Raw genomic sequence first — 24,578 nt, 5'->3', positions numbered from 1 at the left:
CGGCCCCTCGGCCGACGTGGCCGGCGAGGGGCCCGCAGTCAGCGGCGGTGCGGGGTGAGGGTCTTCGACCAGACGGAGGCGCCGGTGTTGTTGTGCAGGTGCACGGTCAGCTCCCGGCTCGCCGCGTCGATCTGCACCCGGCCGAAGAACTGGTAGTCGGTGGCCGGCGACGCGTTCGCCGTCGGCGGGGACTGCACGAACACCTGGTTGCAGCCGAACGTCTGGTCGACCGGGCTGGCCGGGAACGCGCCGGCGTTGAGCGGCCCGGACACGAACTGCCAGAACGGGTTGAAGTCGGTGAACGCCGCCCGCGCCGGGTCGAAGTAGTGCGCCGCGGTGTAGTGCACGTCCGTGGTCAGCCACACCACGTTGCGGATGTCCTCGCGCTTGAGGAACGACAGCAGGTCCGCGATCTGCAGTTCCCGCCCGAGCGGCTTGCCGTCGTCGCCCTGGGACACCGCCTCGTAGTGCTGCTTGCCCTCCAGCGTGTCGGAGACGACGATGCCCAGCGGCATGTCGTTGGAGATGACCTTCCAGGTGGCCCTCGACCGGGCCAGCTCCCGCTTCAGCCACGCGGCCTGCTCGTAGCCGAGGATGCCGCCGTCGTTGTAGGTCTGCTTGTCGGCCGAGTTGGCGTCCCGGTACCAGCGCATGTCCAGCACGAACACGTCGAGCAGCGGCCCGTGGTGCAGCACCCGGTAGATCCGGTCCTCCCGGTCGTACCGCGGCGTGATCGGCGTGTACTCGTGCCACGCCTGCTGCGACCGGTACTTCAGCACGTCGACCCGCTTCTCGGTGTACGCGTCGTCGGTGAGGATCTCGCCCGGGTACCAGTTGTTGTGCGTCTCGTGGTCGTCCCACTGCTGGATCTGCGCGACCTGGGCGTAGAACCGCCGCAGCGGCTCGTCGGCCAGGTTGTACTTGTAGTTCCCGCGGTACTCGTCGAGCGTCTCGGCGACCTTCGACTTCTCCTCGGTGACCAGGTTGCGCCAGATCGACCCGTCCGGCAGCGTCACCCGCGCCTCGATCGGGTCGTCGGCGTAGATGTTGTCGCCGTTGCAGAGGTAGAAGTCCGGGTCCAGCGCGCGCATCGCGTCGAAGATCCGGTACCCGCCGCGCGACACGTCGATTCCCCAGCCCTGCCCGCCGAGGTCACCGGACCACAGGAACTGCACGTCCCGCGGCCGGTTCGGCACGGTACGGAACCGGCCGATCAGCGGCTCGGAGGCGAGCGTGTCGTCCCGGACGTCGACGGCGGTCACCCGGTAGTGGATGTCCCGGCCGGCGGGCAGCCCGTGCAGCACCGTCTTGCCGGTCAGGTCGCTGTCCGGGGTGAGCAGCGGCCCGCGCAGCCGGCGTACCCGGCGAAACCGCGGGTCGGCGGAGATCTCGACGACCATCCGGGACGGCCGGTCCGCGCGGGTCCAGACGGTGCCGGTGCCGTACTCGATATCGCCGACCTGGGTGCCGTGGGTCAGCGCCGGCCGGCCCGACCGCACCAGCGCGGGGGCGCCGAATCCCGGCCTGGCCAGCCCCGGCACCGCGAGCGTGCCGCCGGCCGCCAGCGCGCCGCCGAACAGCGCCCGCCGGCTGAGCTTCCTCGTACCGCTCCGGAGTTTCGTCATACCGCCGTCGTACCGGCCGAACCCGAACGCACGATGACCTGCCGGTGACAACGCCGAAACGGTGGCAGAATCCCCGTATGCCCGATCTGGTCATCCGCCCGTACCGGGCCGCCGACGCCGACGCGGTGCTCGCCCTGGCGCCACGGCTGACCGAGGGCGTCGCACCGTGGCGCGACCCGGCCGCGGTGCGCGAGGCGGTGCGCGGTTGGGTCGCCGACGCGATCGACGGTGCCGAACCGGTCTGGGTCGCGGTCCTCGCCGGGCGGGTGGTCGGGTTCGTGCATGCCGGCGAGCGCCGGCACTTCACCGGCGAGGCCGACGGGTACGTGGGAGAGCTGGTGGTCGCCGCGGACGCCGCGCGGTCCGGCATCGGGCGGGCGCTGATGGAGGCCGCGCACCGGTGGGCGGCCGGCCGCGGGCTGCGCCGGCTGACGCTGGAGACCGGCGCCGCCAACGCGACCGCCCGCGCCTTCTACCGTTCGCTCGGCTACCAGGAGGAGGACGTCCGGCTCAGCCGGCCGCTCGACTGACTGTGAGGCTTTTCTTCGCAGCCTGATGGTGCTGGGCTGCGGGTCGGCTCGCCGCCGCCTACACGGCCGCGGACCGGCCGCGCTGGGAGCTTTCCGACGGTGACGTGCTGATCGTGCACGGCGACGCCACCGAACTGCTGACCGCCTGACCGGCGGCACCCGGGTCGACCAGGTCCGGGCAACGGCGCGGGCCGATCGGGACCGGATCGCGGCGCGGGCCGACCAGGTCCGGGCTGCGGTGCGGCCCGGCCGGGTCCGGGTGGCGGTGCGGGCCGATCGGGACCGGACGGCGGTGTGGCCGGTGGAACAGCCGGCAGAGCGCGACGAGGGTCACGGCGAACACCGGCAGCCAGTACAACCGGTGCGCCACCCAGCCGGCGCTCGGCCGGTCGAGCAGGCCCGGCAGCCGCCCCAGCGGTACCGCGGCGAACGTCACCAGCAGCAGCGCGCTCTGGTGCCAGCAGTACACGGTCATCGCGGCCCGGTTGAGCCCGGCGATCGGCGCCCACGCCGCCGGCCGGCTCAGCAACCGGGCCAGCCACGGCCGTACCAGCAGGAACGCGCCGAGCTGGGCGGCGGCGAGCGCGAGGGCGAGCAGTGACGGCGGGTCCAGGTTCGACCAGTGGTCGCCGGGTACGCCGACCGCGCTGGCCGGGTAGCCGAGCCGCAGCAGCAGGGCGACGCCGGCGATGCCGCCGATGAGCAGCGCGCCGCCGGCCCGGCGGGGCAGCCGGCCCTGCGCGAGGGCGATGCCGAGCAGGTACGGCACCGACCAGGCGACCGGCGTCGCCACCGGCGCCAGCCAGGACGGCAGCCCGCCGCCGCGGGCGGCGTCGACGGTGGTGACGGCGAGCACCGCCGGCAGTACCGACCAGAGCCCGCAGCGTGACATCACGCGGCGCAGCAGCGGCGCGGCGGCGGCCAGGACCAGGTAGACGGCGAGGAACCACAGCGGGTGGCTGACCAGCGAGACGACCAGCCGCCGGGTTTCGGCCGGCGCCCCGACCAGGTCCAGCACCAGCAGCGCCGGCAGCCACACCGCCGCGAGCACCAGCACCGGTACCGCCAGCCGGACGACTCCCGGGCGCCTCAGCCGGCTTGCGGCGGTACGCCACGACGAGCGACCCGCTGGCACGCGGACCGCACCGTCGACCGGGGGTGGAGGTGGCCGGTGGAGCGCCGCGGGCGGGCGGCGGCGTAGCCGGCGGCGACGAAGAACAGCCCCAACGTCTCGAACAGCCAGCTCGCCGGCGCCAGCGCCGGCAGCGCCGACAGCGGGCTCGCGCCGTGCAGCGCGGCCGGCCGGTCCGGGTCGGCGACGATCGCGGAGACCAGCCAGTGCCCCAGCACCACGCCGGCGATCGCCACCGCCCGCAACGCATCGACGGTACGATCCCGCGCGCCCGGCGTCGCGGCGGCGACCTGCGCCGCCCAGACCCGGTACCGGGACGGCGCCCGGCCCGGGTCCGCACGGCGCCGCGTGGCGGTCATCGCAGCGACCCGCGGGTGGCGATGGCGGCGAGGTTCGCCAGCGACTCGGTACCGGGAGCGAAGTAGTGGTCGTGGTCGTCGACCCCGCCGGTGCCGAACACGCGCGCACCGAACGCTGGGTCGGTCGGAGCCCGACCGTGCCCGAGCCCGAACACCTGCTCCTTCGGTACCCACCGGATCCAGTCGCCGGGGCACCGGCCGGCCCAGACCCGCGCGGTGGTACCGAGGCGGGACACGTCGTCGACGCCCATGCCCGGGCTGCCGACCACGGCCAGGTCGGTGACCTGCGCCGGTAGCCGCCGCGCGGCCAGCCCGATCACGACCGATCCGTAGCTGTGCGCCAGCACCGCGACCGTCGCATGTGGACGGACGGCGCGCAGCCCGGCCACGAACCGGACCAGCGCGTCGGCGCCGGTGCGGGCCAGGTCCTCGCGTGCCTCGCTCAGCGACACCCCCTTCGGGGTGCGGTAGCCGAGCCAGGCGATCACCGCGAACCCGGAGCGTTGCGCCACGCCCTGCCGGTACAGCTGGCCGGCCTGGCGGGCCAGCGCTCGGTAGCCGCGGCCACCGGCGCCGGACCAGAAGTTCGCCGCGTCGTCCCCGGCTCCCGGTACCAGTACGGCGATCCGGTCGGCGTGTGCCAGGTCGCCGAACACCTCCGCGACCCGCCCGTCGCCGCGCGGATCGAACAGCAGGTACCGGCCGGTCCGGTCGGCGAAGCGTGGCCCGGCCGCGCGCATCGCGACCCGGTTCGCTGCGTACCGCAACGCGACCGGCGCCCCGTCCGAGCTGCCGACGACACCCGGGTACCGCCGCGCCAGCGCGCGTCGTGCCGCCGGCGACTCGGTGGCGTAGAACCGGTGTACCGCGGCGGGCTCGGCCGTCACCGGATCGGGCAGCGCACGCGGGTCGGCCCGCCACGCCGCGGTACCGATCGGGGCCGCCGGCCGGTTCGGCGCCGCTGGCGCCAGCACCGTCGCGGCCGTCGGCGACAGCGCGACCACGGCGGCCAGCACCCCGGTGCGGATCCGCTGGCGCTCGAACAGCACCCCCAGCCTGGCCACGCCGGTGACCGCGCGCGGCCCGCGCCGAACCATGAGCGCGCGCAGCCGCGTGGCGGCGGCCCGCAGGGCGGGCCGGGTCGGCATCGGGCGCATCACAGATCCCGCCGGCGCACCGCGAGGGCGGCGACGACGACGGCGGCGAGCGCCCAGATCCCGTACGTCAGGAAGCACCCGGCCGGGGTGGCCGGGAAGGGCGAGATGCCCGCCGGGCCGTGGATCTGGTGCAGCACCGACCAGGCGCCGTACGGCTGGGCGTGCAGGAGCGTCGCGGACAGGTGCCGCCGGCCGTCCAGCAGCGCCGGGAACAGCAGCAGCAGCGCGACCGCGGTCACCAGGCTGGCGGCGACGTGCCGGACCAGCGCGCCGAGCGCGAGCCCGGCCAGCCCGCACACCGGTGGCAGGAGCGCCACGGCCACCAGACCCTGCAGTACGCCGGGGTCGGCGAGCGTCACGTTGATCCCGCGGCCGGCCAGGATGCCCTGCGAGGCGGCGAACGAGCCGCCCGCGACCAGCACGCCGAACCCGAACAGCACCGCGGTGAGCACCGTCGCCTTCGCCAGCACCACCGAGCTGCGCGCCGGTACCGCGGCGAACGTGGTGCGGGCCAGCCCGCTCGCGTAGTCGCTGACGATCGCGAGCACCCCGATCGTGCCGGTGGCGAGGATCGTCACCATCGCCGCACCGGCCGTGAACGCGTCGTGCATCGCCCAGTACGGCACGAACTCGGCGCGGATCTGCGGGTTGTAGGTCGGCCAGTTGCGGTAGTCGGACAGCGCGGCGTAGGCGTTCATCCCGATCACCACGACGGCGCTGAACAGCACGCCCCACCGGGTCGACCGCAACGAGACGAACTTGAGCCATTCGGCCGCGATCAGGTCGGTGAACCGGGCGGCCGGTTCGGCGTCCAGGCGCGGTGCGGCGGTGGTCGTCATCGGTTCTCTCCTGCCAGGTAGTCGACCGCGTCCGCGGTCTGCGCCAGGAACGCCTCCTCCAGCGAGGCGTTGCGGGTGGTCAGCTGGCGCAACAGGATCCGGTGCTGGTAGGCCAGCTCGCCGACCCGCGCTGCGGTCAGGCCGGTGACGGTCAGCGTCCCGTCCGGTGCCGGTACCGCGCTGCCGCCGGCGACCTCGACCACCGCGGTCAGGGTGGCCGGATCCGGCGTGTCCACGGCGACCCGCAGCCCCTCGCCACGGGACGCGAACTCGGCCAGCGACTCGTCCGCGACCAGCCGGCCCCGGCCGATCACGATCAGATGGTCGGCGGTGTGCTCCATCTCCCGCATCAGGTGGCTGGAGACGAACACGGTGCGGCCCTCGGCCGCCAGCCGCCGGAACAGCCCGCGCACCCACAGCACGCCCTCCGGGTCCAGCCCGTTGAGCGGCTCGTCGAACAGCAGCACCGGCGGGTCGCCGAGCAGCGCCGCGGCGATACCGAGCCGCTGCCGCATCCCCAGCGAGTAGCCGCCGATCCGGCGCCGGGCGGCCGACTCCAGCCCCACCTCGGCCAGCACCTCGTCGATCCGGCGGCGCGGGATGCGGTTGCTCGCCGCCAGCGCGCGCAGGTGCGCGTACCCGCTCCGGCCGCCGTGCACGTCGGCCGCGTCGAGCAGCGCGCCGACGTGGCGCAGGCCGCGCGGCCGGTCGGCGAACGCCCGGCCGTCCACGGTGGCGGTACCGGAGGTCGGCCGGTGCAGGCCGAGCAGCAGCCGCAGCGTGGTCGATTTGCCGGCACCGTTGGGGCCGAGGAAACCGGTCACCTGCCCCGGCCGCACGGTGAACGTGAGCCGGTCCACCGCGGTGGCCTTCCCGTACCGTTTGGTCAGTTCGTTGACGTCGATCATGGGCACGACACTGCCGGTTCGGGCGGGTTGCGGGCATCGGCCCGCGGGCGCCACCCGGGGTGGCCCGCGGGCGTACGCCCGCGGATCGATGGCCGGGGCGGCGCCGGCCGCTAGGCTCGGCGCATGTCCAGCACCGCCACCCCACCCCGTCGACGACGGGTGACCGTCGCCGTCTGGTGCACCGCGGTCGGGTCGCCGTTCCTGCTCGCGGCCGTGCTGCTGCTGCGGCTGTCCGGCCCGGCCCGGTTCGTCCTGCCGGTGCTCGCGATGCTGCTGCCCTACCTGCTGCTGCGGCGCCGCCCGCTGGTCGGCCTCGGCTCGCTGCTGGCCGGGCTGCTGGTGCTGTGCACGGTGGTCACGCCGACACCGCCACGCGTCTCGCCGCTGCCCGGCCTGGTCTACCCGGTGCGCCCCGACCCCGGCGGGTACTCGCAGGGCAACCTGCTCGCGTTGCGGGAGCTGCACATCGCGGTGCTGACGCTGGCGATCGGCTACGTGGCGGCGAGCTGGCCGCGGCGGGTGTCCGTCCCGTTCGCGTCCGTGGCGCTGGCGATGCAGGTGCTCTGCCTGTACGCGTTCCGGGTCGCCAACGCCGACTACGGGAGCCTGGTCGTCGTGCTGCTCACCGTGGTGGCCTGGGTGATCGGGAACTCGGCCCGGCAGCGCCGGCAGTTCGCCGCGGCGCAACGCGAACAGCACACCGCCCAGGCGGTACAGGCGGAGCGGCTGCGGATCGCCCGCGAGCTGCACGACATGGTGGCGCACAACGTCGGCGTGATCGCGATCCAGGCCGGCGTCGGTGCCCGGGTGATCGACAGCCAGCCCGCCGAGGCCCGCAACTCGCTGACCGCGATCGAGGCCACCAGCCGGGACACCCTGGCCGGGCTGCGCCGGATGCTCGGCTCGCTGCGCCAGTCCGACCTGCAGGAGGGCGCCGCGCCGCTCGGGCCGGCACCGGGCCTCGCCGAGGTCGGTACCCTCGTCGACCGGGCCGAGCAGGCCGGCGTGCGGGTGGCCCTGGTCCGGACCGGCGACACCGACCTGCCGCCGGACGTCGACCTCGCCGCGTACCGGATCGTGCAGGAGGCGGTGACGAACGTCATCCGGCACGCCGGTACGGACCGGTGCCGGATCGAGCTTTCCGCAACGGACACGGAGGTACGCATCGTGGTCACCGACGACGGGACCGGCGGGCCGGTCGGCGCCGGGTACGGCATCGCCGGGATGCGGGAGCGGGTCGCGCTGCTGCACGGCGAGTTCGACGCCGGGCCACGCAGCGCCGGCGGGTTCCGGGTCGCCGCCACGATTCCGGTGCCGGCATGACGATCCGGGTGCTGCTGGCCGACGACCAGCCGCTGATCCGGTCCGGGCTGCGGGTGCTGATCGCCGACGCGCCCGACCTCACCGTGGTCGCGGAGGCCGGTACCGGCGTCGAGGCGGTGCGACTGGCCGCCGAGACCGCGCCGGACGTGGCGGTGATGGACATCCGGATGCCGGATCTGGACGGGATCGAGGCGACCCGCCGGATCACCGCCGCGGCCGATCCGCCGCGGGTGCTGATGCTGACCACGTTCGACGAGGACGAGTACGTCTACGGCGCGCTGCGCGCCGGGGCGAGCGGCTTCCTGGTCAAGGACATGGCGCTGGAGCAGATCCTGTCCGCGATCCGGGTGGTGGCCGCCGGCGACGCGCTGATCGCACCGAGCGTGACCCGGCGGCTGATCGCCGACTTCGTGGACCGGCCGGCCCCGACCCGGGCGGTACCGGCACTGGATGCGGTGACCGATCGGGAACGCGAGGTGCTGACGCTGGTCGGCCGCGGACTGTCCAACGCCGAGATCGCCGGCCAGCTCTACATCAGCGCCGCCACCGCCAAGGCGCACGTGGCCCGGCTGCTCACCAAGCTGGACGCGCGTGACCGGGTGCAGTTGGTGATCATCGCGCACCGCACCGGGCTGGTGTCCTGAATTGTCCACTGTGGACTGATTGGGGCTGGTGCCGTTCGCTGCGGCCCCGTCCGTCCCGGGTCCGATCGGCCGCGCCGGTCAGGTACGCCAGTGCTGGAAGATGTCCGGCAGCGCGGCGAGGCAGCGCTCCAGCTCCTGACCCATCCGTACCGGGTCGATGGCGGCGGCGTCGCACGAGCTGAGGGTGGCCACCCGCAGCGCGCCGTCGAACGTGGTGACCGCCAGCCGTGGCCGCGGGTCGTCGGTCAGGTCGACGCCCTCGCGCTCGGCGAGCAACCGGGCCAGCCGCTCGCCGCGGTCCACGGTCCGGCGCAGGTTCTCGGCCAGCAGTGCCGGGGTGCGGTTGACCAGATCGATGGTGGCGCCGAGGATCTGGCGGCGCTGCTCGGTCGCCTCCTCGTCACCGGCGAAGCCGCCGATCATCTCCCGGGCGGCGCGGCGCAGCGCCGTCATCGGCGGCTCGTCGGCCGGGCGCCGCCGTACCTCCTCGGTGAACCGGTCCTGCATCTCCGCCATCGGCGCGAGCGCCATCTCCTCCTTGCCGGCGAAGTACCGGAACAGGGTGCGCTGCGACACGTCGGCCGCGGCGGCGATCTCGTCCGTGGTGGTGCCGTCGAACCCCTGCTCGGCGAACAACCGCTGGGCGGCCGTGATCAGCGCCGCGCGCGTCTGCTGCTTCTTGCGCTCGCGCAGCCCCGCCGACTCCGTCATCGCACCCACCTCCTCCTCGATGGTCACCGGTCCTGGCCCCGCCGTCAGGGTCATGTGTCTCACATTGCCACTTGTCAGCGACTGACAATATGCTGTGTCGCGGGGGTTGAGTCGCGCGGGGGAGCGCGGCTCGGGCGTCGGCAGCGCGGCGCGGCACAGCCCGTTCAACGGGTGTCTTTGGGGGACAGCTCGCCGCGCGCCGACCGCCCACCATCAATCCATCTGCACGGGGGAGACCCAGCATGAGTACCACTGCGGCCGGTACGGCGATCTCGACCGCACGCAGCACCGGCCGCGGGGGCCCGTGGGCCACCCTCGTCGCCGTCGCCTTCGGCGTGATCATGGTGGCGCTGGACGGCACCATCGTCGCCATCGCCAACCCGGCCATCGGCAAGTCGCTGCACGCATCCCTGTCCGACCTGCAGTGGATCACGAACGGCTACCTGCTCGCGCTGGCCGTCTTCCTGGTCACCGCCGGCAAGCTCGGCGACCGGTTCGGGCACAAGAGCATGTTCCTGGTCGGCGTGGTCGGGTTCGCCGCCAGCTCCGGCATCATCGGGCTGTCGCACAGCATCGGCCTGATCATCGCGTTCCGGGTGCTGCAGGGCGTGTTCGGCGCGCTGCTGCAACCGGCGGCGCTCGGCCTGCTGCGCGAGGCGTTCCCGCGGGAGAAGCTGAACATCGCGATCGGCATCTGGGGTGCCGCGATCGGGCTGTCCACCGCGGCCGGGCCGATCGTCGGCGGTCTGCTCGTCGAGCACGTCAACTGGCAGTGGGTGTTCTTCGTGAACCTGCCGGTCGGCGCGCTGGCGCTGATCCTCGGCCTGGTCGTGCTGGGCCGCAACCACCGGGTCGACCGTGGCTCCCGGGCCGACATCCCGGGCATCGCGCTGCTGTCGGTGGCGATGTTCGCGCTGGTGTTCGGCGTGATCAAGGCGTCCGACTTCGGCTGGGGCAACTGGCGCACCATCGGCCTGTTCGTCGGTGCCGCGGTGTTCGCGGCGCTGTTCATCCTGCGCGAGCGCACCGCCAGGGACCCCCTGCTGCCGCTCGGACTGTTCCGCTCCCGCTCGCTGTCCGTCGGTACCGTGCTGATGGTCCTGATGGCGTTCGCGATGTTCGGTTCGCTGTTCTTCGTCACCTTCTACCTGCAGCTGGTGCACGGCCTGTCGCCGGTCCAGTCCGGCGTCCGGCTGCTGCCGATGACCGCCGGCATGGTGGTCGGCTCGCCCATCGCCGGGGCGCTGATCGGGCGGATCGGGCCACGCGGCCCGGTCGCCACCGGGATGGCCGCTGTCGCGATCGCCATGTTCGGGCTGTCCCGGCTGCCGATGGACGCCTCCGCCGGGCTCACCTCGCTGTGGTTCGTCATCCTCGGCCTCGGGCTGTCGGTCGTGATGGTCGGCGCCACCGAGGTGATCGTCGGCAACGCGCCGGTGCAGCTGTCCGGTGTCGCGTCCGGCGTCCAGCAGGCCGCCATGCAGGTCGGTGGCGCCCTCGGTACCGCCGTGCTCGGCGCGGTGATGACCGCCCGGGTCGGCAGCGTGCTCAACGGGCACTGGACCGACCAGCACCTGCCGGCGCTGACGCCGGCGCAGGTCGACGCGGCGAAGGGCGCGGTGGCCGGCGGGGTCGCGCCGGTGCCGCCGGGTACCAAGGCGGAGATCGCCATGTTGATCACCAAGGCCAGCAACCTGTCGTTCCTGGACGGGATGCACCTGGCGTTCACCGTGGCGGCCGTGGTCGCCGCGGTCGCGGTGGCGCTGTCGCTGCTGATCCGCCGGGGCAGCGAGTCTTCCGGCCCGGCCGTGCCGCACGTCTAGCGGGACCGGCCACCACGTTCGTCGCCGGCCGTTACCGCCGGCCGTTGCCGTCGCCGGTCCGCTCGACGTGGGCGATGCCCTCGGCGGCGAACTCGGCGTCACCGCGAAGCACGGGTGGCGGTCGCCCGGGCGGCGGCCAGGCCGAGGAGCAGACCGACGGCGCCGAGAACGGACGCCAGGGTCGCGCTCGCCGGTTGCATGCCCCACCTGCCGACGGCGTAGCCGGTGGCCACCGTGAGGATTGCGGCGGGCAGGTAGGCGCTGATGTTCAGTGCCGCGTTGGCCTCGGCCCGCCGGTCGGTCTCGACGTGCTGGGCGATCAGCCGCAGCCCGCCGAGCTGGCCGAGTCCCTGCCCGCTGCCCGCGAGAAGGGCGGCCGCGACGAACAGGACGGGGCTCCTGGTCGCGAGCGTCGCGAGCACGGCGACCATCGCCAGGACCGTGCTGGCGGCGCCGAGCCCGAACAGGCGCCGTACCTCCAGTCGACCGAGCACCAGCTGGGATCCGGTAGCGGCGAGGAACATCACGCACGCGGCGCCGCCGGCCAGCAGCGGCGACGTGTTCCCCACCGCCAGGACCAGCAGTGACGGCCCCAGCGACAGGACGAACGAGGTGGCCGTCAGCCCGGGTGCGAACACGGCCGCGCCGCGGAACAGGTGGACCCGGTTCGGGGCAGGTACGTGCGGAACGCGCGGCCACGGGAACCCCGGGGACCGCCGCCCGGTTGGGCGGTCCAGGGGCAGTCCCGCGTAACCGAGCAGGGCGACGACCAGCAGCACGATGTTGACGCTGAAGACCCACCCCACCGGCCGCGGAGTCGCCTGGTAGGCGACACCGCCGAGGAGCGGGCCGAGCCCGGCTCCGAAGACCATCGCGATGGAGGCGAGCATCGAGGTCAGCTGGCGGCGGTGCTCGCCACCCAGGTCGACCACCGCGGCCATGCCGGCCGACACCACGATGCCGACGGCGACGCCGACCAGCAGCCTGGCGACGATCAGTGCCGCGACGCCGTCGGCGGTGACGAACAGCATCGCCGAGACCAGCGCGACCCCGATCCCGGGCACGACGACCCGCTTCCGGCCGTACCGGTCGGCCGCGCGCCCGGCGACCAGCAGGGTCAGCGCCAGGCCCGCGATGTAGGCGGCGAACACCACCGTCAGGGTCCCCGCGGAGTATCCGAACTCGTGCTGCCAGTACACGTACAGCGGGGTCGGGGAGTTCGACAACGCGAACACCGCCGTCACCGCCCACGCCGCCCGGACCAGCTGCCAGGTCGTCCCGGCCCGCGTCGGGGCCTCGCTCACCACCGCCACGCCAGCCTCCTTGTACGAGAAAAGTCGTACTGCAACGTAGCAGTACGAGAATCTTCGTACAAGGCGCTAGGATGGGCTCGTGAGCGACGCTGCAACCGAGACCGAGCGGCCACCCCTCCTTCCGGAGCCGGCCGCCGCGGAACTGCGCCTGGAGACGGTGCTCGGTGCGCTGGCCGATCCGCTGCGCATGACCGTTGCGCGCAAACTTTTGCTGGAATCGGACGAGTTCGACCACCCCTGCGGCTGGTTCGGCTTCGACCGGCCGAAATCCAGCCTCACCCACCACTTCAAGGCGCTCCGCGAAGCCGGTCTGCTCCACCAACGGCAGTACGGGCTCGAACGGCGCAGCCGGCTTCGCACCGAGGACCTCAACCAGCGGTTCCCCGGTCTCCTCGACCTCATCGCCGCCACGGCCACCGACCAGGACTCGCCGCGTCCCGCCGGCACCGACCCGTCGGTTTAGTCCGACGGCGGGCCGGGACGGGCGGCGGGCGGGTCAGAGGCGGGTGGCGGTGTCGATGAGGGCGGCGATCGGGCGGGAACGGGTCTGCGGCGGCCAGGCGATGACCGTGGTGACCTCGGCGGCGTCCACCACCGGCACGGCGACCAGACCGTCGTGCAGGTGGGCGCCGACCGACTCGGGCAGCACCGCCGCCGTTCGGCCGAGCGCGACGAGCTGAAGCAGCTGGGTGTGGTCCCGGATCCGCGGCCCGGGGCCCTCCGGATAGCTGCCGTCGTCGGCCGGCCAGCGCGGCAGCGGCTGCTCGGGCAGCGCGGCGACCTCGGCCATCCGTACCTGCGCCCGGCCGGCCAGCGGATGCCCGGCCGGCAGCACCGCCACCTGCCCCTCGGTCCGCAGCACCTCGGTGTCCAGGCCGGCAATCCGGTCGAACGGGAGATGCAGCAGGCCGACGTCGGCGTGCCCGGTCCGCAGCAGCCGTTCCTGCTCGCCGGGGCCGCACAGCACCACGTCGACGTCGACCGCGCCCGGCTCGGCGGCGTACGCGTCGAGCAGCTTGGCGAGCAGTTCGCTGGCGGCGCCTGCCTTGGTGACGAGCACGATGCGGCCGGCGCCGGCCGGCGCGTGGGCGGCCCGGCGGGTGCGGCGATCGGCGGCGTCGACCGCGTCCAGCGCGGCCCGCCCCTCCCGCAGCAACGTGGCACCGGCCTCGGTGAGCGCGACCGCGCGGCTGGAGCGCTCCAGCAGGGTCGCGCCGAGCCGCCGTTCGAGCTGGCGGATCGCCCGGGACAGCGGCGGTTGCGCGATGCCGAGTCGCTGCGCCGCGCGGCCGAAGTGCAACTCCTCGGCGACCGCGACGAAGTACCGCAGCTCCCGCGTCTCCATGCCGCCACGGTATCCCGTGCCGACCGGGATCGATACCGGTGCGGTATCGCCGGGTACCCGATCGGTGTTGGAGCCGGGACCGGCAGCGACCGACGATCGAGCCATGAGCGAATCGACGATCGCGCTGGTGACCGGCGCGAACAAGGGCATCGGGTACGAGATCGCGGCCGGCCTCGGCGCCCTCGGCTGGCGGGTCGGGGTCGGCGGCCGGGACGACCGGCGCCGGGAGGAAGCCGTCGCGAAGCTGCGGGCCGCCGGCGCCGACGCGTTCGGCGTACCGCTGGACGTGACCGACGACGCCAGCGTGGCCGCCGCCGCCGACCTGATCGAGGCCCAGGCGGGCGGTCTCGACGTACTGGTCAACAATGCCGGCATCACCGGCGGGATGCCGCAGACCCCGACGACGGTGGCCGCCGAGACCATCCGGGCGGCGGTGGAGACCAACGTGATCGGCGTGCTGCGCGTCACCAACGCGATGCTGCCGATGCTGCGTCGCTCCGCGTCGCCGCGGATCGTGAACATGGGAAGCAGCGTCGGCTCGCTGACGCTGCAGACCACGCCGGGGGCGGAGGTCGGGCCGATCTCCGCCGCGTACGCGGCGTCGAAGACGTTCCTCAACGCGCTGACCGCGCAGTACGTCAAGGAACTGGCCGACACCGACATCCTGATCAACACCGGCTGCCCGGGGTTCTGCGCGACCGACCTGAACGGGTTCCGGGGCGTGCGGACGCCCGAGCAGGGGGCCCAGATCGCGATCCGGCTGGCCACGCTGCCGGACGACGGGCCGAACGGCGGCTTCTTCGACGACAACGGCGTCGTCCCCTGGTAACGGCCCGGCACGCACCTTCCGCCGGTGCGCGGCGGGTGCGGGCGGCCGGCCCGGTCACCGGCCGGCGCGCGGGCCGGCCCGCCGCGGCCGGGTTCAGGCGGGGGCGAGGGCCGGGCTGCCGGGCATCGGGTAGGGCGCGGTGCTTCGCGCCCTACGGAGGGCGGTCGACCACCAGGAGAGCTGGGTGAGCAGTTGGTCGGCGTAGCGCGCGGTGGCCGGGTCGTTCGGCCGGCCGTCCTGCCAGCTGGTGAAGTAGTTGGGGAACGACAGCCCGTCGTGGATGGTGACCGCGTGCAGTTCGGTCAGGACGTTCTCCAGGTGCAACACCGCGTGCCGGCCGCCGGCCGCGCCGCCGTAGCTGACGAACGCGACGGGCTTGGCCGTCCACTGGGTGAAGTGCCAGTCGATGAGCGCCTTCAACGATGCCGGATAGCTGTGGTTGTACTCCGGCGTGACGATGACGAACGCGTCGGCCGCGGCGAGCCGCGCACTGATCGGCCGGAGCCCGTCCGGCAACGGATAGTCGTCGCCCGCGACCTTCGGTGACACGGCGGGCAGCGTCAGCGGGAGATCGACGCCGGCCAGGTCGACGACGTCGACGTCGAACCCGCCGTGCTCCCGTGCCCGGTCGGCGATCCAGTCGCCGACGACCGGGCCGAACCGGCCCTCCCGGACGCTACCGATGATGACCGCAAGCGTGGTGTTCTCGTTCATGCCGTCGATGCTCGCCACCCGCCGGCGCCGCAACCAGGCCGGGATCAGGCTGGCCCTCGCAGGGCCACGCTGCGCCGGTCCCGGCTCGGTACGCTGCCGAGGGTGGGCACACCGTTGGGGGACTTCGTCCGGGCGAAGCGCGACAGCATCCGGCCGGCCGACCTCGGCCTGCCGGACCAGCCGCGTCGCCGGGCGCCCGGGTTGCGGCGCACGGAACTCGCCACCCGGGCCGGCGTCAGCGTCGAGTACCTCACCCGGATCGAGCAGGGTCGGGACCGGAACCCGTCGGTCGCGGTGCTCAACGCGATCGCGGACGGGTTGAGCCTGGACGCCGCCGAACGCGCCCACCTCCGTTACCTCGCCAAGATCACCGGTGGTGCCTGTGCCGCACACCAGCGCCCGGCGCCGCCGCCTCGCGAGGTACGGGCGACGGTGCTGGACACGTTGCGGCTGCTGGAGCCCGGTGTCGCGCTCGTCACCAACCGGCTCGGTGACGTACTCGCGCACACCAGCGGGTTCGCGCTGCTGATGGACGGCACCGGCCTGCTCGACCTGCCGGAACCGAACCTGACCCGGTACGTGTTCCTCGATCCCGCCGCGCGCACCGTGTTCGCCGACTGGGGGCAGGTGGCCGACGAGCAGGCGTTCGACCTGTGGCTCGGCCCGTCGGCCGGGACCGCCGAGTGGTTCCGGGCCGAGCTGGCGCCGCTGGCCGGTGCCGAGTTCACCCGTCGGGCCAACCGGCAGCTACCGCCACCGTCGACGCCGCTGCGGATCAACCACCCGTCCGGTACCGAGTTGCGCTGGCACCGCGAGGTTCTCGAACTGTCCAGTGCGGACGCGCAGCAGCTCGTCGTGCTGTTGCCGGCGGATGGCGAAACCGCGGCGGCGTTCGAACGCCTCCGTGCCGGCCGGCCCGGTCGGCTCCGCGCGCTCTGACCCCGGGTACGGCGGGACGCGGTCCGTGCAAGCATGGCGGGGCGAGGAGGTACCCATGTGGACGCAGCCGATGCCCGCCGGGTTGGCGGAGCAGGCCCGACGGTTCTACGCCGAGGGCGGTACCCCGGTGGTGCCGCGCCGGGCCGCGACCGTGGTGTTGTTGCGGGACGCGCCGGGTGGTCCGGAGGCCTTCCTGGTGCGGCGGCGCTCGACGATGCCCTTCGCCTCCGGGATGTACGCCTTCCCCGGCGGTGGCGTCGACCCCCGGGACGGCGTCGATCCGGGCAACGGTGCCGACCGGCGGGGGGACGCCGGCGCCGGGGACGGCACCGATCCGCGGGATGCTGCCGGTCCGCGGGATGGTGCCGGCCCGCGGGAAGGTGCCGGCCCGCGGGATGCTGCCGGCCCGCGGGATGCTGCCGGCCCGCGGGATGGTGCCGGCCCGCGGGGTGGCACCGCGGCGACCGGCTCGCCGTGGATCGGGCCGGACCCGCAGGCCTGGGCGCGCTTGCTCGGCCTGCCCGGCGAGGTGCGTACCGCCCGCGAGGTGGTGGCCGCGGCGGTGCGGGAGATGTTCGAGGAGACCGGCGTGCTGTTCGCCGGGGCGGACCGGCACTCGCTCGTCGGCGACGTCGACTCGGCGGACTGGGCCGCGGCCCGTCTGTCTCTTGTGGAGCGTCGGGTTTCGTTGTCCGAGTTGCTGTCCGGACGTCGGCTGTCGATGCGGGCCGACCTGTTGCATGCCTGGGCGCGGTGGATCACGCCGGAGTTCGAGCCGCGGCGCTACGACACGTTCTTCTTCCTGGCCGAGCTGCCCGCGGGGCAGACCGCGCGGGAGGTCGGCGGCGAGGCGGATCGGGTGGTGTGGGTGCGCCCGGCGGATGCGCTGGCCGGGCACGCGGCGGGTGAACTGGGGATGTTGCCGCCGACCGTGGCGGTGTTGCGGTCGTTGTCCGGGTTCGAGCGGGTGGCCGCGGCGCTGGCCGCGCCGGCGCCGTCGCTGGTGCCGGTGCAGCCGCGAGTGGAGTGGCACGGGGGCGGAGCCCGGCTGGTCCTGTGAGTTCTCGGATCGAGCCGAAATGATCTCTAAGTAGTCGTAGCCTCGCTCTGTGTAGCTCAGAATTCCACGGCATTCGGGGGAGATCGCCATGGACCGGACAATGACGCAGAACACGCATTCCACTCGCCAGTCGGCCGCCTCGCACGTGGTCGACCACGCGACGCGACCCGTTGGGGCGGAGCCGATCGCGGACCAGGAGCCGGCTCGGCGACGATCCGGACGGCGCCTGCTGCTGCTGGCCGGTACCGGCCTGTTCCTGGTCGGCGCGGCCTGGACGGTCGCGACCGTACGGACCGGCCTCGCGGCCACGTCGCGGCAGCGCAACCGCAGGAACCGCAGGCGGTTCCGCCGCCACTGAGCGGTACCCGACGGCCCGGCCCGGGCGCCCCGCACGGGGCTGCCGGACCGGGCCGTCGTCGTCTGTCCGCCGACTGCGCCATCGTCGCCGCTGCCCGGGAACGCCCGCCGCGCAACGCCGTACCGCGTTCACCAGGACGTGCGGCTCGGCCGGCGCGATCCGGTCGACAGCCGGATCAGCGAATCTGGTGGCGGATCCAGCGGGCGACGGTGTCGACCCGGGAGGTGGTCTCCGGGCCGGTGTGCGGGCAGTCCGGCCCGGTGCTCTCCACCGAGACCAGCCGCGGACCCGTTGCCGTCTCGGCGAAGTACGGCGCCCCCGAGTCGTACGGGCAGGCCGAGGTGTCGGCGGACGGCGCGGCACCGGAAACGTACACGTCGTGCTCGTCGAGGCCGGTGACGGTGAAGTCGCCCATCTGCAGGTGCGTCTCCGGGCTGCCGTCGGCGGTGGTGGCACCCCAGCCGACCAGCCGGAGCGGCTCGCCGGTGACCGGCGCGGTGCGGCTCAGCCGGAGCGGCCTGATGTCCCGCACCGGCGCGGACAGCTTGGCCAGTGCGATGTCGGTGTCCGGCGACTGCTCGACGTCCACGACGTCGAGCACGTGGCCGCCGTCGTCGGACAGGTCGGTGCGGCCGACCGTCGCGGTGGTCGACCCGTACTGCGGGGGCCGCCGACCGGATTGCGGTCCACGTCGTGGAAGCAGTGGCCGGCGGTGATCACCCAGCGCGGGGCGATCAGCGCGCCGGAGCAGGCGCTGTCGTACGTGCTGCCGTCCGGCTTCGGGATGTCGGTCATGGTGAACTTCACCGAGAACGGGTAGGCGCCGTCCGGTGCCGGGCTGCCGTGCGCGATCTCCGGGGTCACCGCGCCGCCGGCGGCGGCGTGCTGGGCGGCGGCGGGTGCGGCCCCGACCGCGAGCAACCCGATCAACCCGGCGGCCACGGCCGCGGCCCGGCGGGCGAGGGTGGTGGAACGCATCTGGCGAAGTCCTCTCCGAACCCGTTCGCGCGGGGCATGGCCGGCGGCACGGGTACTCATGCGGTGTGCTGCGCCCGGCTCCCGTCGGCCGGGCTGACGGTGTCGCGACGTGCCCGATGGTGCCCGACTCGCACCGAACCGAACACATCCAACAACCCGGACGAACATATCAAGCCGCTGCGAGTACGACGATCGCGGCAATCCACGCGGCACCGGCTGCGCCGCCTCGCTCACCGAGCGAGCCCACTGTCCACAGTGGAAGTGCCGAACTCGGGTCGGAACCGCGCACGGAACCGTCAGCGGCCCGCCGCTCGACGGTCGTACCTCGATGCGAGCGGTCGTACCTCGGTGCGAGTGCCTCGGTGCGAGTGTCTTGCCCGAGTGCCTCGGTGCGGGCGAGTGTCTCAGCGCGAGCGGTCGCGGCGCGTGGCGCGGCGCCAGATCAGCGCCATGCCGACGGCCAGCAGCAGCAGGCCGACGAACACGATGCCGACCTTGACGAGCTGGTCGAACAGCAGCTCCCGGACCACCTCGTCGCCCTTTGTTCCGGCGAGCAGGGGCACGTCACTCATCGAACGTTCTCCCTCGTCGGACCTACCTCGATGAGGAACCGCACGCGGCGTCTCCGATTCCCTCGCTCACCGAGCTTCCTCCTTGGGTGGAACCTCGGTGCGGCACTGCCCGCGGCGTTGTGGGTCGTTCGCTGGCGCTCGTTCATCGGCGGTCGCCGTCCCGGCCGCGGGTGTCGGCGAGGTAGCGGCCGGCTGCCCGCGCCGCGGCGCCGCCGAGTCCGACGCGCCGCCCGCGGGCGATGTCCCGCGCGGCGTCGGCCACCACCGGTGCCGCGTACCGCCGGGCGCGGTCGGCGTGTCGCCGCAGGGCGTCGCCGCGACCGCGGCGCCTGAGCGCGACCGCGACGGTGAACAGCGTCAGCGCGGCGAGCACCACCACTCCGACGATGATCCCGAACCGGATCAGCAGCAGGTCGAGCACTGTCTCCATCGTTGCCTCCAGCGTTCTATCACACCTGTGATAAATCCAAGGTAGCACAGGTGTGATAGAAACGAGTCGTGCCGAAGAAGGTGGACGCGGCGGCCCGCCGCCGCGACGTGGTGGACGCGCTGTTCCGGGTCGCCGAGCGGGACGGCCTGGCGCGCGTCTCGCTGCGTACGGTCGCCGACGAGGCCGGGCTCAACCTCGGCTCGTTGCGGCACTACTTCGCCAGCCAACAGGAGCTGATGCGGTTCGCGATGCAGGCGATGATCGATCAGGTCAGCGACCGGCTACAGGCGCACGTGGACCGGATCGGCTCGCTCGGTGAGCTGACCCGCCGCGGCCGGGTGGCGCCGGCCACCGAACTGCTCGCCGAGTTGCTGCCGCTGGACGACGAGCGGCGCGCCGAGTTCGCCGTCTTCCTCGACTTCACCGCGCACGCCCGCACCCATCCGGAACTCCGCGACCTCGCGGTACGGTCGGCGACCGGTTCGCGCACGCTGATCCGGCGGGTGGTCACCCGGCTGCTCGCCGACTCGGCGTGCACCGAGGAGATCGAGCTGGCGACCGAGCAGCTGGCGTCCCTGGTGGACGGCCTCGGCGTGAACGCCACCCTCTACCCGGAGGTGCTGACCGCGTCGCGGGCCCGCGAGGTGCTGCACGCGCACCTGGCCAGCCTGGCCTGCTGACCCACCTCGCGCCCCAGCCGATCCCGGGTGGACATCATCCCGAAGGGACGTCGACAAGCCTGGATCCGGCAAGGCGAAGGAGGCCGAGTGCGAACGCACTCGGCCCCGACGACGATGCCGGGCGACCCCTGGCCCCGGCGCGGCGACCCTTACCCGAACCGGCCGGTGATGTAGTCCTCGGTCCGCTTCTCGCCCGGGTTCTGGAAGATCTTCGTGGTGTCGTCGAACTCCACGAGCCGGCCCGGGTCGCCGGTCTTCTCGATCGAGAAGAACGCCGTCCGGTCCGAGACCCGCGCCGCCTGCTGCATGTTGTGCGTCACGATGACCACCGTGTAGCGGTCCTTCAGCTCGCCGATCAGGTCCTCGATCGCCAGCGTGGAGATCGGGTCCAGCGCCGAGCACGGCTCGTCCATCAGCAGCACCTGCGGCTCGACCGCGATCGCGCGGGCGATGCACAGCCGCTGCTGCTGGCCACCGGACAGCCCGCCACCCGGCCGCTTCAACCGGTCGGACACCTCGCTCCACAGGTGCGCGGCGCGCAGCGACGACTCGGCGGCATCGTCCAGTGTGGACTTCTTGCGCACCCCGTTGAGCCGCAGCCCGGCGACCACGTTGTCGTAGATGGACATCGTCGGGAACGGGTTGGGGCGCTGGAAGACCATGCCGATGGCACGGCGGACCGCGGTGACGTCGACCCGCGGGTGGTAGATGTCCTCCGCGTCGATCATCAGCTTGCCCTGCACCTTGGCGCCGGGCGTCACCTCGTGCATCCGGTTGATGGACCGCAGGAACGTCGACTTGCCGCAGCCGGACGGCCCGATCAGCGCGGTCACCGACTTCGGCTCGATCGTCATGGTGATCGAATCGATCGCCTTGAACGACCCGTAGTACGCGGTCACGTCGACCGCTTCGACGCGCTTTGCCATGTTCACAGTCACCTTCTACCGGCCGATGGTCGAGCGGCGGGCCAGCAGCTTCGCCGCGATGGTCAGGATCGCCACGATCGCGATCAGGGTCAGCGCCGCCGTCCAGGCCCGGCCCGGCGCGTACCGCGACGCGGCGCCGGCCTGCTCGTACACGAAGTACGACAGCGACTCCTGGTTGCCCGAGAACGGGTTGAAGTTGATCGCCGGCGTACCGCCGGCGACGAGCAGCACCGGGGCCGTCTCACCGGCGGCGCGGGCGATCGCGAGCATCACGCCGGTCACGATCCCGGGTGCGGCCGTCGGCAGCACCACCCGCATGATCGTCTTCCACTTCGGCACGCCCAGCGCGTACGAGCCCTCCCGCAGCGCCTGCGGCACCAGCCGCAGCATCTCCTCGGCGGAGCGCACGATCGTCGGCAGCATCAGCACGGTCAGGGCCAGCGCCGCGGCGAACCCGGAGTATCCGGGCCGGCCGTGGTTGAACACCGGCGTGACGATCAACACCCAGAACGCGAGGACGAACAGCCCGGCCACGATGGACGGGATGCCGGTCATCACGTCGACGAAGAACCGGATCGCGGCGGTGAGCCGCCCCCGGCCGTACTCGACGATGTAGACCGCGGCGGCCAGCCCGAGCGGGATCGCCAGCACGGTGGCGATGCCGACCTGCTCCAGGGTGCCGATGATCGCGTGGTAGGCACCGCCGCCGGAGTCCAGCGCGGTGATGTTGTTCATCGAGTGGTAGAAGAACTCGGCGTCGATCCGGCCGGTGCCCTTCGCCAGCAGCGTCGCGACCACCGACCCGAGCGGGATCAGCGCCAGGATGAACGCGCCGTACACGGCGATCGTCGCGACCCGGTCCCGGGCCCGCCGGCCACCCTCCACCGCCCACGCCACGACCAGGGTGGCGACGACGAACAGCAGCGCCGCCACCACCACGGTCAACACCCAGCCGCCGGCGCCGGTACCGAGGATGCCGGCCGCGGAGACACCCAACGCGGCGACGCCGAGCAGCGGCGGCAGCGCCTTCGGCAGCCGCCGGCTGCGCAGCGAACCTGCCGCCAGCGATCCGTTCTGCGACAAGGTGGTCATGACTGGCCCCCATGAACTCGCGGCGCCGGTAGATGATCGCGCGGGCCGCGACGTTGACGATCAGGGTGATCGCGAACAGCAGCAGGCCGGAGGCGATCAGCGCGCCGCGGCCGGTCGCGTTCGCCTCGCCGAAGCCGTTCGCGATGTTGGCGGCGATCGAGTTGCCGCCCACGTGGATCAGGTCGATCGACACGCCGAACGTCGCGCCGAGCGTCATCGCCAGCGCGATCGTCTCGCCGAGCGCGCGGCCCAGGCCGAGCATCACGGCCGCGACGATGCCGGGCCGGCCGTACGGCAGGACCGCGGTACGGATCATCTCCCACCGGGTCGCGCCGAGCGCCAGCGCCGCCTCCTCGTTCGCCTTCGGCGTCTGCACGAACACGTCCCGGCACAGCGCCGTGGTGATCGGCAGCACCATGATCGCCAGCACGATCGAGCCGAGCAGGATCGAGTTGCCGTACGGCCCGCCGCTGCCGAACAGCGGGATGAACCCGAGGTAGCGGTGCAGCCAGCCGGACAGGTCGGTGACCGGCCCGGACAGGTAGTCACGGCCCCACAACCCGAAGATGACGCTGGGCACCGCGGCCAGCAGGTCGATCACGAAGCCGAGCCCGGTGGCGATCCGCCGCGGTGCGTAGTGGGACAGGAACAGCGCGATCCCGAGCGCCACCGGAACCGCGATGATCAGCGCGATCGCGGCGCTCAGCACCGTACCGTAGGCGAGCGCGGCGATGCCGAACCGTGGATGCGCCACGTCGTTCGGCGACCACTTGGTGTACGTGAAGAAGTTGGCCTGGTTCGCCCTCAGCGCCGGGATCGCCTGCGTGATCAGGAATGCGGCGATCGCCACGATCACCACAAGTACCAGGATGCCGGCGCCGGTGGTGAACCACCGGAACAGCCTCTCCAGCCGCCGGCCGGCGCGGGGGAGGGCGGCGCCACCACCCAGTGTCGGTCCACCCCGGCTGGTGGGATCCGGCCCGACCTTCGTGGGCATCGGCGATTCGCTCATCTCGACCCGGTCCTCGTCTGCAAGAGGTCCTCATCCCTGAAAACGGACCGATGTGGTGCCGGTCGACGACCGGCACCACATCGAGGTCAGGCCAGTGCCTTGATGGCGCCCTGCACCTTGGCCTGCACCGACTTCGGCAGCGGCGCGTAGCCCTGCTGGGTCAGTGCGGCCTGGCCGTCATCGGACGAGATGTACGTGAGGAACGACTTGAGCAGGTCGAGCTTCGCCGAGTCGTTGCCCTTGCTGCACGCGATCTCGTACGTGACCAGCACGATCGGGTACGCCCCGTCGACCTTGGTGTTGTAGTCGATGTCCAGCTTCAGGTTGTTGCCCTGGCCGACGACCTTGGCGCCCTCGACCGTCTTGCCGGCCGCGTCCGCGGTCAGCTCGGTGTACTGCCCGGCGCCGTTGTAGATCTTCGCGATGTCCAGGCTGTTGGTCGTCGCGTACGACCACTCGTCGTAGGAGATGGTGCCCGCGGTCTGCTTCACCTTCGCCGACACGCCGTCGGAACCCTTGGCGCCCACCCCGCCCGGTGCCTTCCACTCCTTGGCGTGGTCGTACGTCCAGTCCGAGCCGGCGGTCTTCGACAGGTACTTCGTGAAGTTGTCCGAGGTGCCGGACGCCTCGGAGCGGTGCACCGCCTGGATCGGCGTCGAGGGCAGCTTCGCCTTCGGGTTGTCCGCCTTGATCGCCGGGTCGTTCCAGGTCTTGATCTTCCCGGAGAAGATCTTCGCCAGCGTGGCCGGCTTGAACTGCAGATCCTTGACGCCCTGGACGTTGTAGACCACGGCGATCGGGCCGGTCACCATCGGCAGGTCGAGCGCCTCACCGCCGGTGCAGCGCTTGTCCGCCGCCTTCTGCTCGGCACCGTCGGCGAGCGCCGAGTCGGAACCGGCGAAGTCCGCGGTGCTGTTGGTGAACGCCTGGATGCCGGCGCCCGAGCCCGTGCCGTCGTAGGTGATCTGCGCACCGGAGCACTTCGTCTGGTACGCCTTGATCCACTGGTCCATCGCGTTCTTCTGGGCCGTCGAGCCCTGCGAGGTCAGCGAACCCTTGGCGCAGTCGGTGCTCGGCGCCTTTGCGGTGCTCTTGCTGCCGCCGCCCGAGCCAGTGTTGTCCGAACCGCAGGCAGCCAACGCCAACGTGGCCGTGATGGCCAGCGCGGCGAGCGCGCCATGCCGCTGGAGCTTCACGCGAAGTTCCCTTCACTGTGCGTCTACGAGTCCCGGTCGCGGTGCAACCGGGGCCGCCGGAACTGGCGGTCTGGATCGGACGC

General features: G+C 72.9%; 27 protein-coding genes and 1 pseudogene. 10 read left to right on the top strand and 18 right to left on the bottom strand.

Going from position 1 to position 24,578, the window contains the following annotated elements; translation table 11 throughout:
* Window positions 1-38: 38 nt before the first annotated feature.
* Complete coding sequence (locus Athai_RS28865) at window positions 39-1,625, bottom strand: alkaline phosphatase D family protein (protein ID WP_203964401.1); 1,587 nt, start codon at window positions 1,623-1,625, stop codon at window positions 39-41.
* A gap of 77 nt (window positions 1,626-1,702) precedes the next feature.
* Between Athai_RS28865 and Athai_RS28860 the strand changes: the two genes are divergently transcribed.
* On the top strand, window positions 1,703-2,155 hold the full coding sequence (locus Athai_RS28860; protein ID WP_203964400.1) for a GNAT family N-acetyltransferase: 453 nt from the start codon (window positions 1,703-1,705) through the stop codon (window positions 2,153-2,155).
* A gap of 58 nt (window positions 2,156-2,213) precedes the next feature.
* On the opposite strand, the gene Athai_RS34950 is transcribed toward Athai_RS28860, so the two are convergent.
* From Athai_RS34950 to Athai_RS28840, 5 genes are read right to left on the bottom strand one after another with little or no spacing between them, the layout of a single operon-like run.
* Window positions 2,214-3,290, bottom strand: coding sequence for an acyltransferase family protein (locus Athai_RS34950; protein ID WP_275422591.1), 1,077 nt, complete (start codon window positions 3,288-3,290; stop codon window positions 2,214-2,216).
* Window positions 3,245-3,646, bottom strand: coding sequence for an acyltransferase (locus Athai_RS34545; protein ID WP_239157230.1), 402 nt, complete (start codon window positions 3,644-3,646; stop codon window positions 3,245-3,247). The genes Athai_RS34950 and Athai_RS34545 overlap by 46 nt, the downstream gene beginning before the upstream one ends.
* Complete coding sequence (locus Athai_RS28850) at window positions 3,643-4,794, bottom strand: alpha/beta hydrolase (RefSeq protein ID WP_203964399.1); 1,152 nt, start codon at window positions 4,792-4,794, stop codon at window positions 3,643-3,645. The genes Athai_RS34545 and Athai_RS28850 overlap by 4 nt, the downstream gene beginning before the upstream one ends.
* A gap of 8 nt (window positions 4,795-4,802) precedes the next feature.
* Window positions 4,803-5,642: an ABC transporter permease gene (locus tag Athai_RS28845; protein WP_203964398.1), complete on the bottom strand. Its 840-nt coding sequence runs from the start codon at window positions 5,640-5,642 to the stop codon at window positions 4,803-4,805.
* Entirely contained in the window at window positions 5,639-6,550 is a 912-nt protein-coding gene (locus Athai_RS28840; RefSeq protein WP_203964397.1) for an ABC transporter ATP-binding protein, read from the bottom strand. The genes Athai_RS28845 and Athai_RS28840 overlap by 4 nt, the downstream gene beginning before the upstream one ends.
* A gap of 123 nt (window positions 6,551-6,673) precedes the next feature.
* Between Athai_RS28840 and Athai_RS28835 the strand changes: the two genes are divergently transcribed.
* Both Athai_RS28835 and Athai_RS28830 read left to right on the top strand, forming a co-directional pair.
* Window positions 6,674-7,873 (top strand): sensor histidine kinase, encoded by a 1,200-nt coding sequence (locus tag Athai_RS28835; RefSeq protein WP_203964396.1) that lies wholly within the window; start codon window positions 6,674-6,676, stop codon window positions 7,871-7,873.
* A complete protein-coding gene (locus tag Athai_RS28830; protein WP_203964395.1) occupies window positions 7,870-8,517 on the top strand; it encodes a response regulator in 648 nt (215 codons plus the stop codon). Before Athai_RS28835 ends, Athai_RS28830 begins: the two co-directional genes overlap by 4 nt.
* A gap of 78 nt (window positions 8,518-8,595) precedes the next feature.
* Here the strand turns inward: Athai_RS28830 and Athai_RS28825 are convergent, their stop codons facing one another.
* Window positions 8,596-9,282 (bottom strand): TetR/AcrR family transcriptional regulator, encoded by a 687-nt coding sequence (locus tag Athai_RS28825; protein WP_203964394.1) that lies wholly within the window; start codon window positions 9,280-9,282, stop codon window positions 8,596-8,598.
* A gap of 188 nt (window positions 9,283-9,470) precedes the next feature.
* Between Athai_RS28825 and Athai_RS28820 the strand changes: the two genes are divergently transcribed.
* On the top strand, window positions 9,471-11,051 hold the full coding sequence (locus Athai_RS28820) for an MFS transporter (protein WP_203964393.1): 1,581 nt from the start codon (window positions 9,471-9,473) through the stop codon (window positions 11,049-11,051).
* 98 nt (window positions 11,052-11,149) lie between these two features.
* Here the strand turns inward: Athai_RS28820 and Athai_RS28815 are convergent, their stop codons facing one another.
* The gene (locus tag Athai_RS28815; RefSeq protein WP_203964392.1) at window positions 11,150-12,364 is read right to left on the bottom strand and encodes an MFS transporter; all 1,215 of its coding nucleotides are present in this window, start codon (window positions 12,362-12,364) and stop codon (window positions 11,150-11,152) included.
* Between the two features lie 79 nt (window positions 12,365-12,443).
* Here Athai_RS28815 and Athai_RS28810 point away from each other — a divergent pair, with 79 nt between their 5' ends.
* Entirely contained in the window at window positions 12,444-12,827 is a 384-nt protein-coding gene (locus Athai_RS28810) for an ArsR/SmtB family transcription factor (RefSeq protein ID WP_203964391.1), read from the top strand.
* 33 nt (window positions 12,828-12,860) lie between these two features.
* Here the strand turns inward: Athai_RS28810 and Athai_RS28805 are convergent, their stop codons facing one another.
* Window positions 12,861-13,709 (bottom strand): LysR family transcriptional regulator, encoded by an 849-nt coding sequence (locus tag Athai_RS28805; RefSeq protein ID WP_203964390.1) that lies wholly within the window; start codon window positions 13,707-13,709, stop codon window positions 12,861-12,863.
* 103 nt (window positions 13,710-13,812) lie between these two features.
* On the opposite strand from Athai_RS28805, the gene Athai_RS28800 reads away from it, so the two are divergent.
* A complete protein-coding gene (locus Athai_RS28800) occupies window positions 13,813-14,538 on the top strand; it encodes an SDR family NAD(P)-dependent oxidoreductase (RefSeq protein ID WP_203964389.1) in 726 nt (241 codons plus the stop codon).
* Between the two features lie 93 nt (window positions 14,539-14,631).
* Here the strand turns inward: Athai_RS28800 and Athai_RS28795 are convergent, their stop codons facing one another.
* Window positions 14,632-15,252: an NADPH-dependent FMN reductase gene (locus Athai_RS28795; protein WP_203964388.1), complete on the bottom strand. Its 621-nt coding sequence runs from the start codon at window positions 15,250-15,252 to the stop codon at window positions 14,632-14,634.
* A 102-nt stretch (window positions 15,253-15,354) separates the two neighbouring features.
* Here Athai_RS28795 and Athai_RS28790 point away from each other — a divergent pair, with 102 nt between their 5' ends.
* From Athai_RS28790 to Athai_RS28780, 3 genes are all read left to right on the top strand, one after another.
* Window positions 15,355-16,191 (top strand): helix-turn-helix domain-containing protein, encoded by an 837-nt coding sequence (locus Athai_RS28790; protein WP_203964387.1) that lies wholly within the window; start codon window positions 15,355-15,357, stop codon window positions 16,189-16,191.
* A 55-nt stretch (window positions 16,192-16,246) separates the two neighbouring features.
* Window positions 16,247-17,251, top strand: coding sequence for an NUDIX hydrolase (locus tag Athai_RS28785; RefSeq protein ID WP_203964386.1), 1,005 nt, complete (start codon window positions 16,247-16,249; stop codon window positions 17,249-17,251).
* An 88-nt stretch (window positions 17,252-17,339) separates the two neighbouring features.
* Window positions 17,340-17,609 (top strand): hypothetical protein, encoded by a 270-nt coding sequence (locus tag Athai_RS28780; RefSeq protein ID WP_203964385.1) that lies wholly within the window; start codon window positions 17,340-17,342, stop codon window positions 17,607-17,609.
* Between the two features lie 175 nt (window positions 17,610-17,784).
* Here the strand turns inward: Athai_RS28780 and Athai_RS28775 are convergent, their stop codons facing one another.
* The 4 genes from Athai_RS28775 to Athai_RS28765 form a co-directional block, all read right to left on the bottom strand.
* The gene (locus Athai_RS28775) at window positions 17,785-18,210 is read right to left on the bottom strand and encodes a trypsin-like serine protease (RefSeq protein WP_275422590.1); all 426 of its coding nucleotides are present in this window, start codon (window positions 18,208-18,210) and stop codon (window positions 17,785-17,787) included.
* Window positions 18,114-18,404 (bottom strand): trypsin-like serine protease, encoded by a 291-nt coding sequence (locus Athai_RS34945; RefSeq protein WP_275422674.1) that lies wholly within the window; start codon window positions 18,402-18,404, stop codon window positions 18,114-18,116. Before Athai_RS34945 ends, Athai_RS28775 begins: the two co-directional genes overlap by 97 nt.
* 587 nt (window positions 18,405-18,991) lie before the next feature.
* A complete protein-coding gene (locus Athai_RS28770; protein ID WP_203964384.1) occupies window positions 18,992-19,159 on the bottom strand; it encodes a hypothetical protein in 168 nt (55 codons plus the stop codon).
* Window positions 19,160-19,301: 142 nt separating this feature from the next.
* The gene (locus tag Athai_RS28765) at window positions 19,302-19,589 is read right to left on the bottom strand and encodes a hypothetical protein (protein WP_203964383.1); all 288 of its coding nucleotides are present in this window, start codon (window positions 19,587-19,589) and stop codon (window positions 19,302-19,304) included.
* A 68-nt stretch (window positions 19,590-19,657) separates the two neighbouring features.
* On the opposite strand from Athai_RS28765, the gene Athai_RS28760 reads away from it, so the two are divergent.
* Complete coding sequence (locus Athai_RS28760) at window positions 19,658-20,269, top strand: TetR/AcrR family transcriptional regulator (protein WP_203964382.1); 612 nt, start codon at window positions 19,658-19,660, stop codon at window positions 20,267-20,269.
* A gap of 149 nt (window positions 20,270-20,418) precedes the next feature.
* On the opposite strand, the gene pstB is transcribed toward Athai_RS28760, so the two are convergent.
* From pstB to pstS, 4 genes and pseudogenes are all read right to left on the bottom strand, one after another.
* On the bottom strand, window positions 20,419-21,195 hold the full coding sequence (pstB, locus tag Athai_RS28755) for a phosphate ABC transporter ATP-binding protein PstB (protein ID WP_203964381.1): 777 nt from the start codon (window positions 21,193-21,195) through the stop codon (window positions 20,419-20,421).
* A 15-nt stretch (window positions 21,196-21,210) separates the two neighbouring features.
* Window positions 21,211-22,287 (bottom strand): phosphate ABC transporter permease PstA, encoded by a 1,077-nt coding sequence (gene pstA / locus Athai_RS28750; RefSeq protein WP_203964380.1) that lies wholly within the window; start codon window positions 22,285-22,287, stop codon window positions 21,211-21,213.
* Window positions 22,288-22,369: 82 nt separating this feature from the next.
* Window positions 22,370-23,284 (bottom strand): annotated as a pseudogene (gene pstC / locus Athai_RS28745) (phosphate ABC transporter permease subunit PstC); the annotation flags it as partial.
* 101 nt (window positions 23,285-23,385) lie between these two features.
* On the bottom strand, window positions 23,386-24,495 hold the full coding sequence (gene pstS, locus Athai_RS28740) for a phosphate ABC transporter substrate-binding protein PstS (protein WP_203964379.1): 1,110 nt from the start codon (window positions 24,493-24,495) through the stop codon (window positions 23,386-23,388).
* Window positions 24,496-24,578: the final 83 nt, after the last annotated feature.

Origin of the sequence: Actinocatenispora thailandica (assembly GCF_016865425.1) — a bacterium.
Taxonomy (GTDB): Bacteria; Actinomycetota; Actinomycetes; order Mycobacteriales; family Micromonosporaceae; genus Actinocatenispora; species Actinocatenispora thailandica.
Note: the sequence above shows the minus strand (reverse complement) of the source record. Positions and strands in the feature narration are given on the sequence as shown.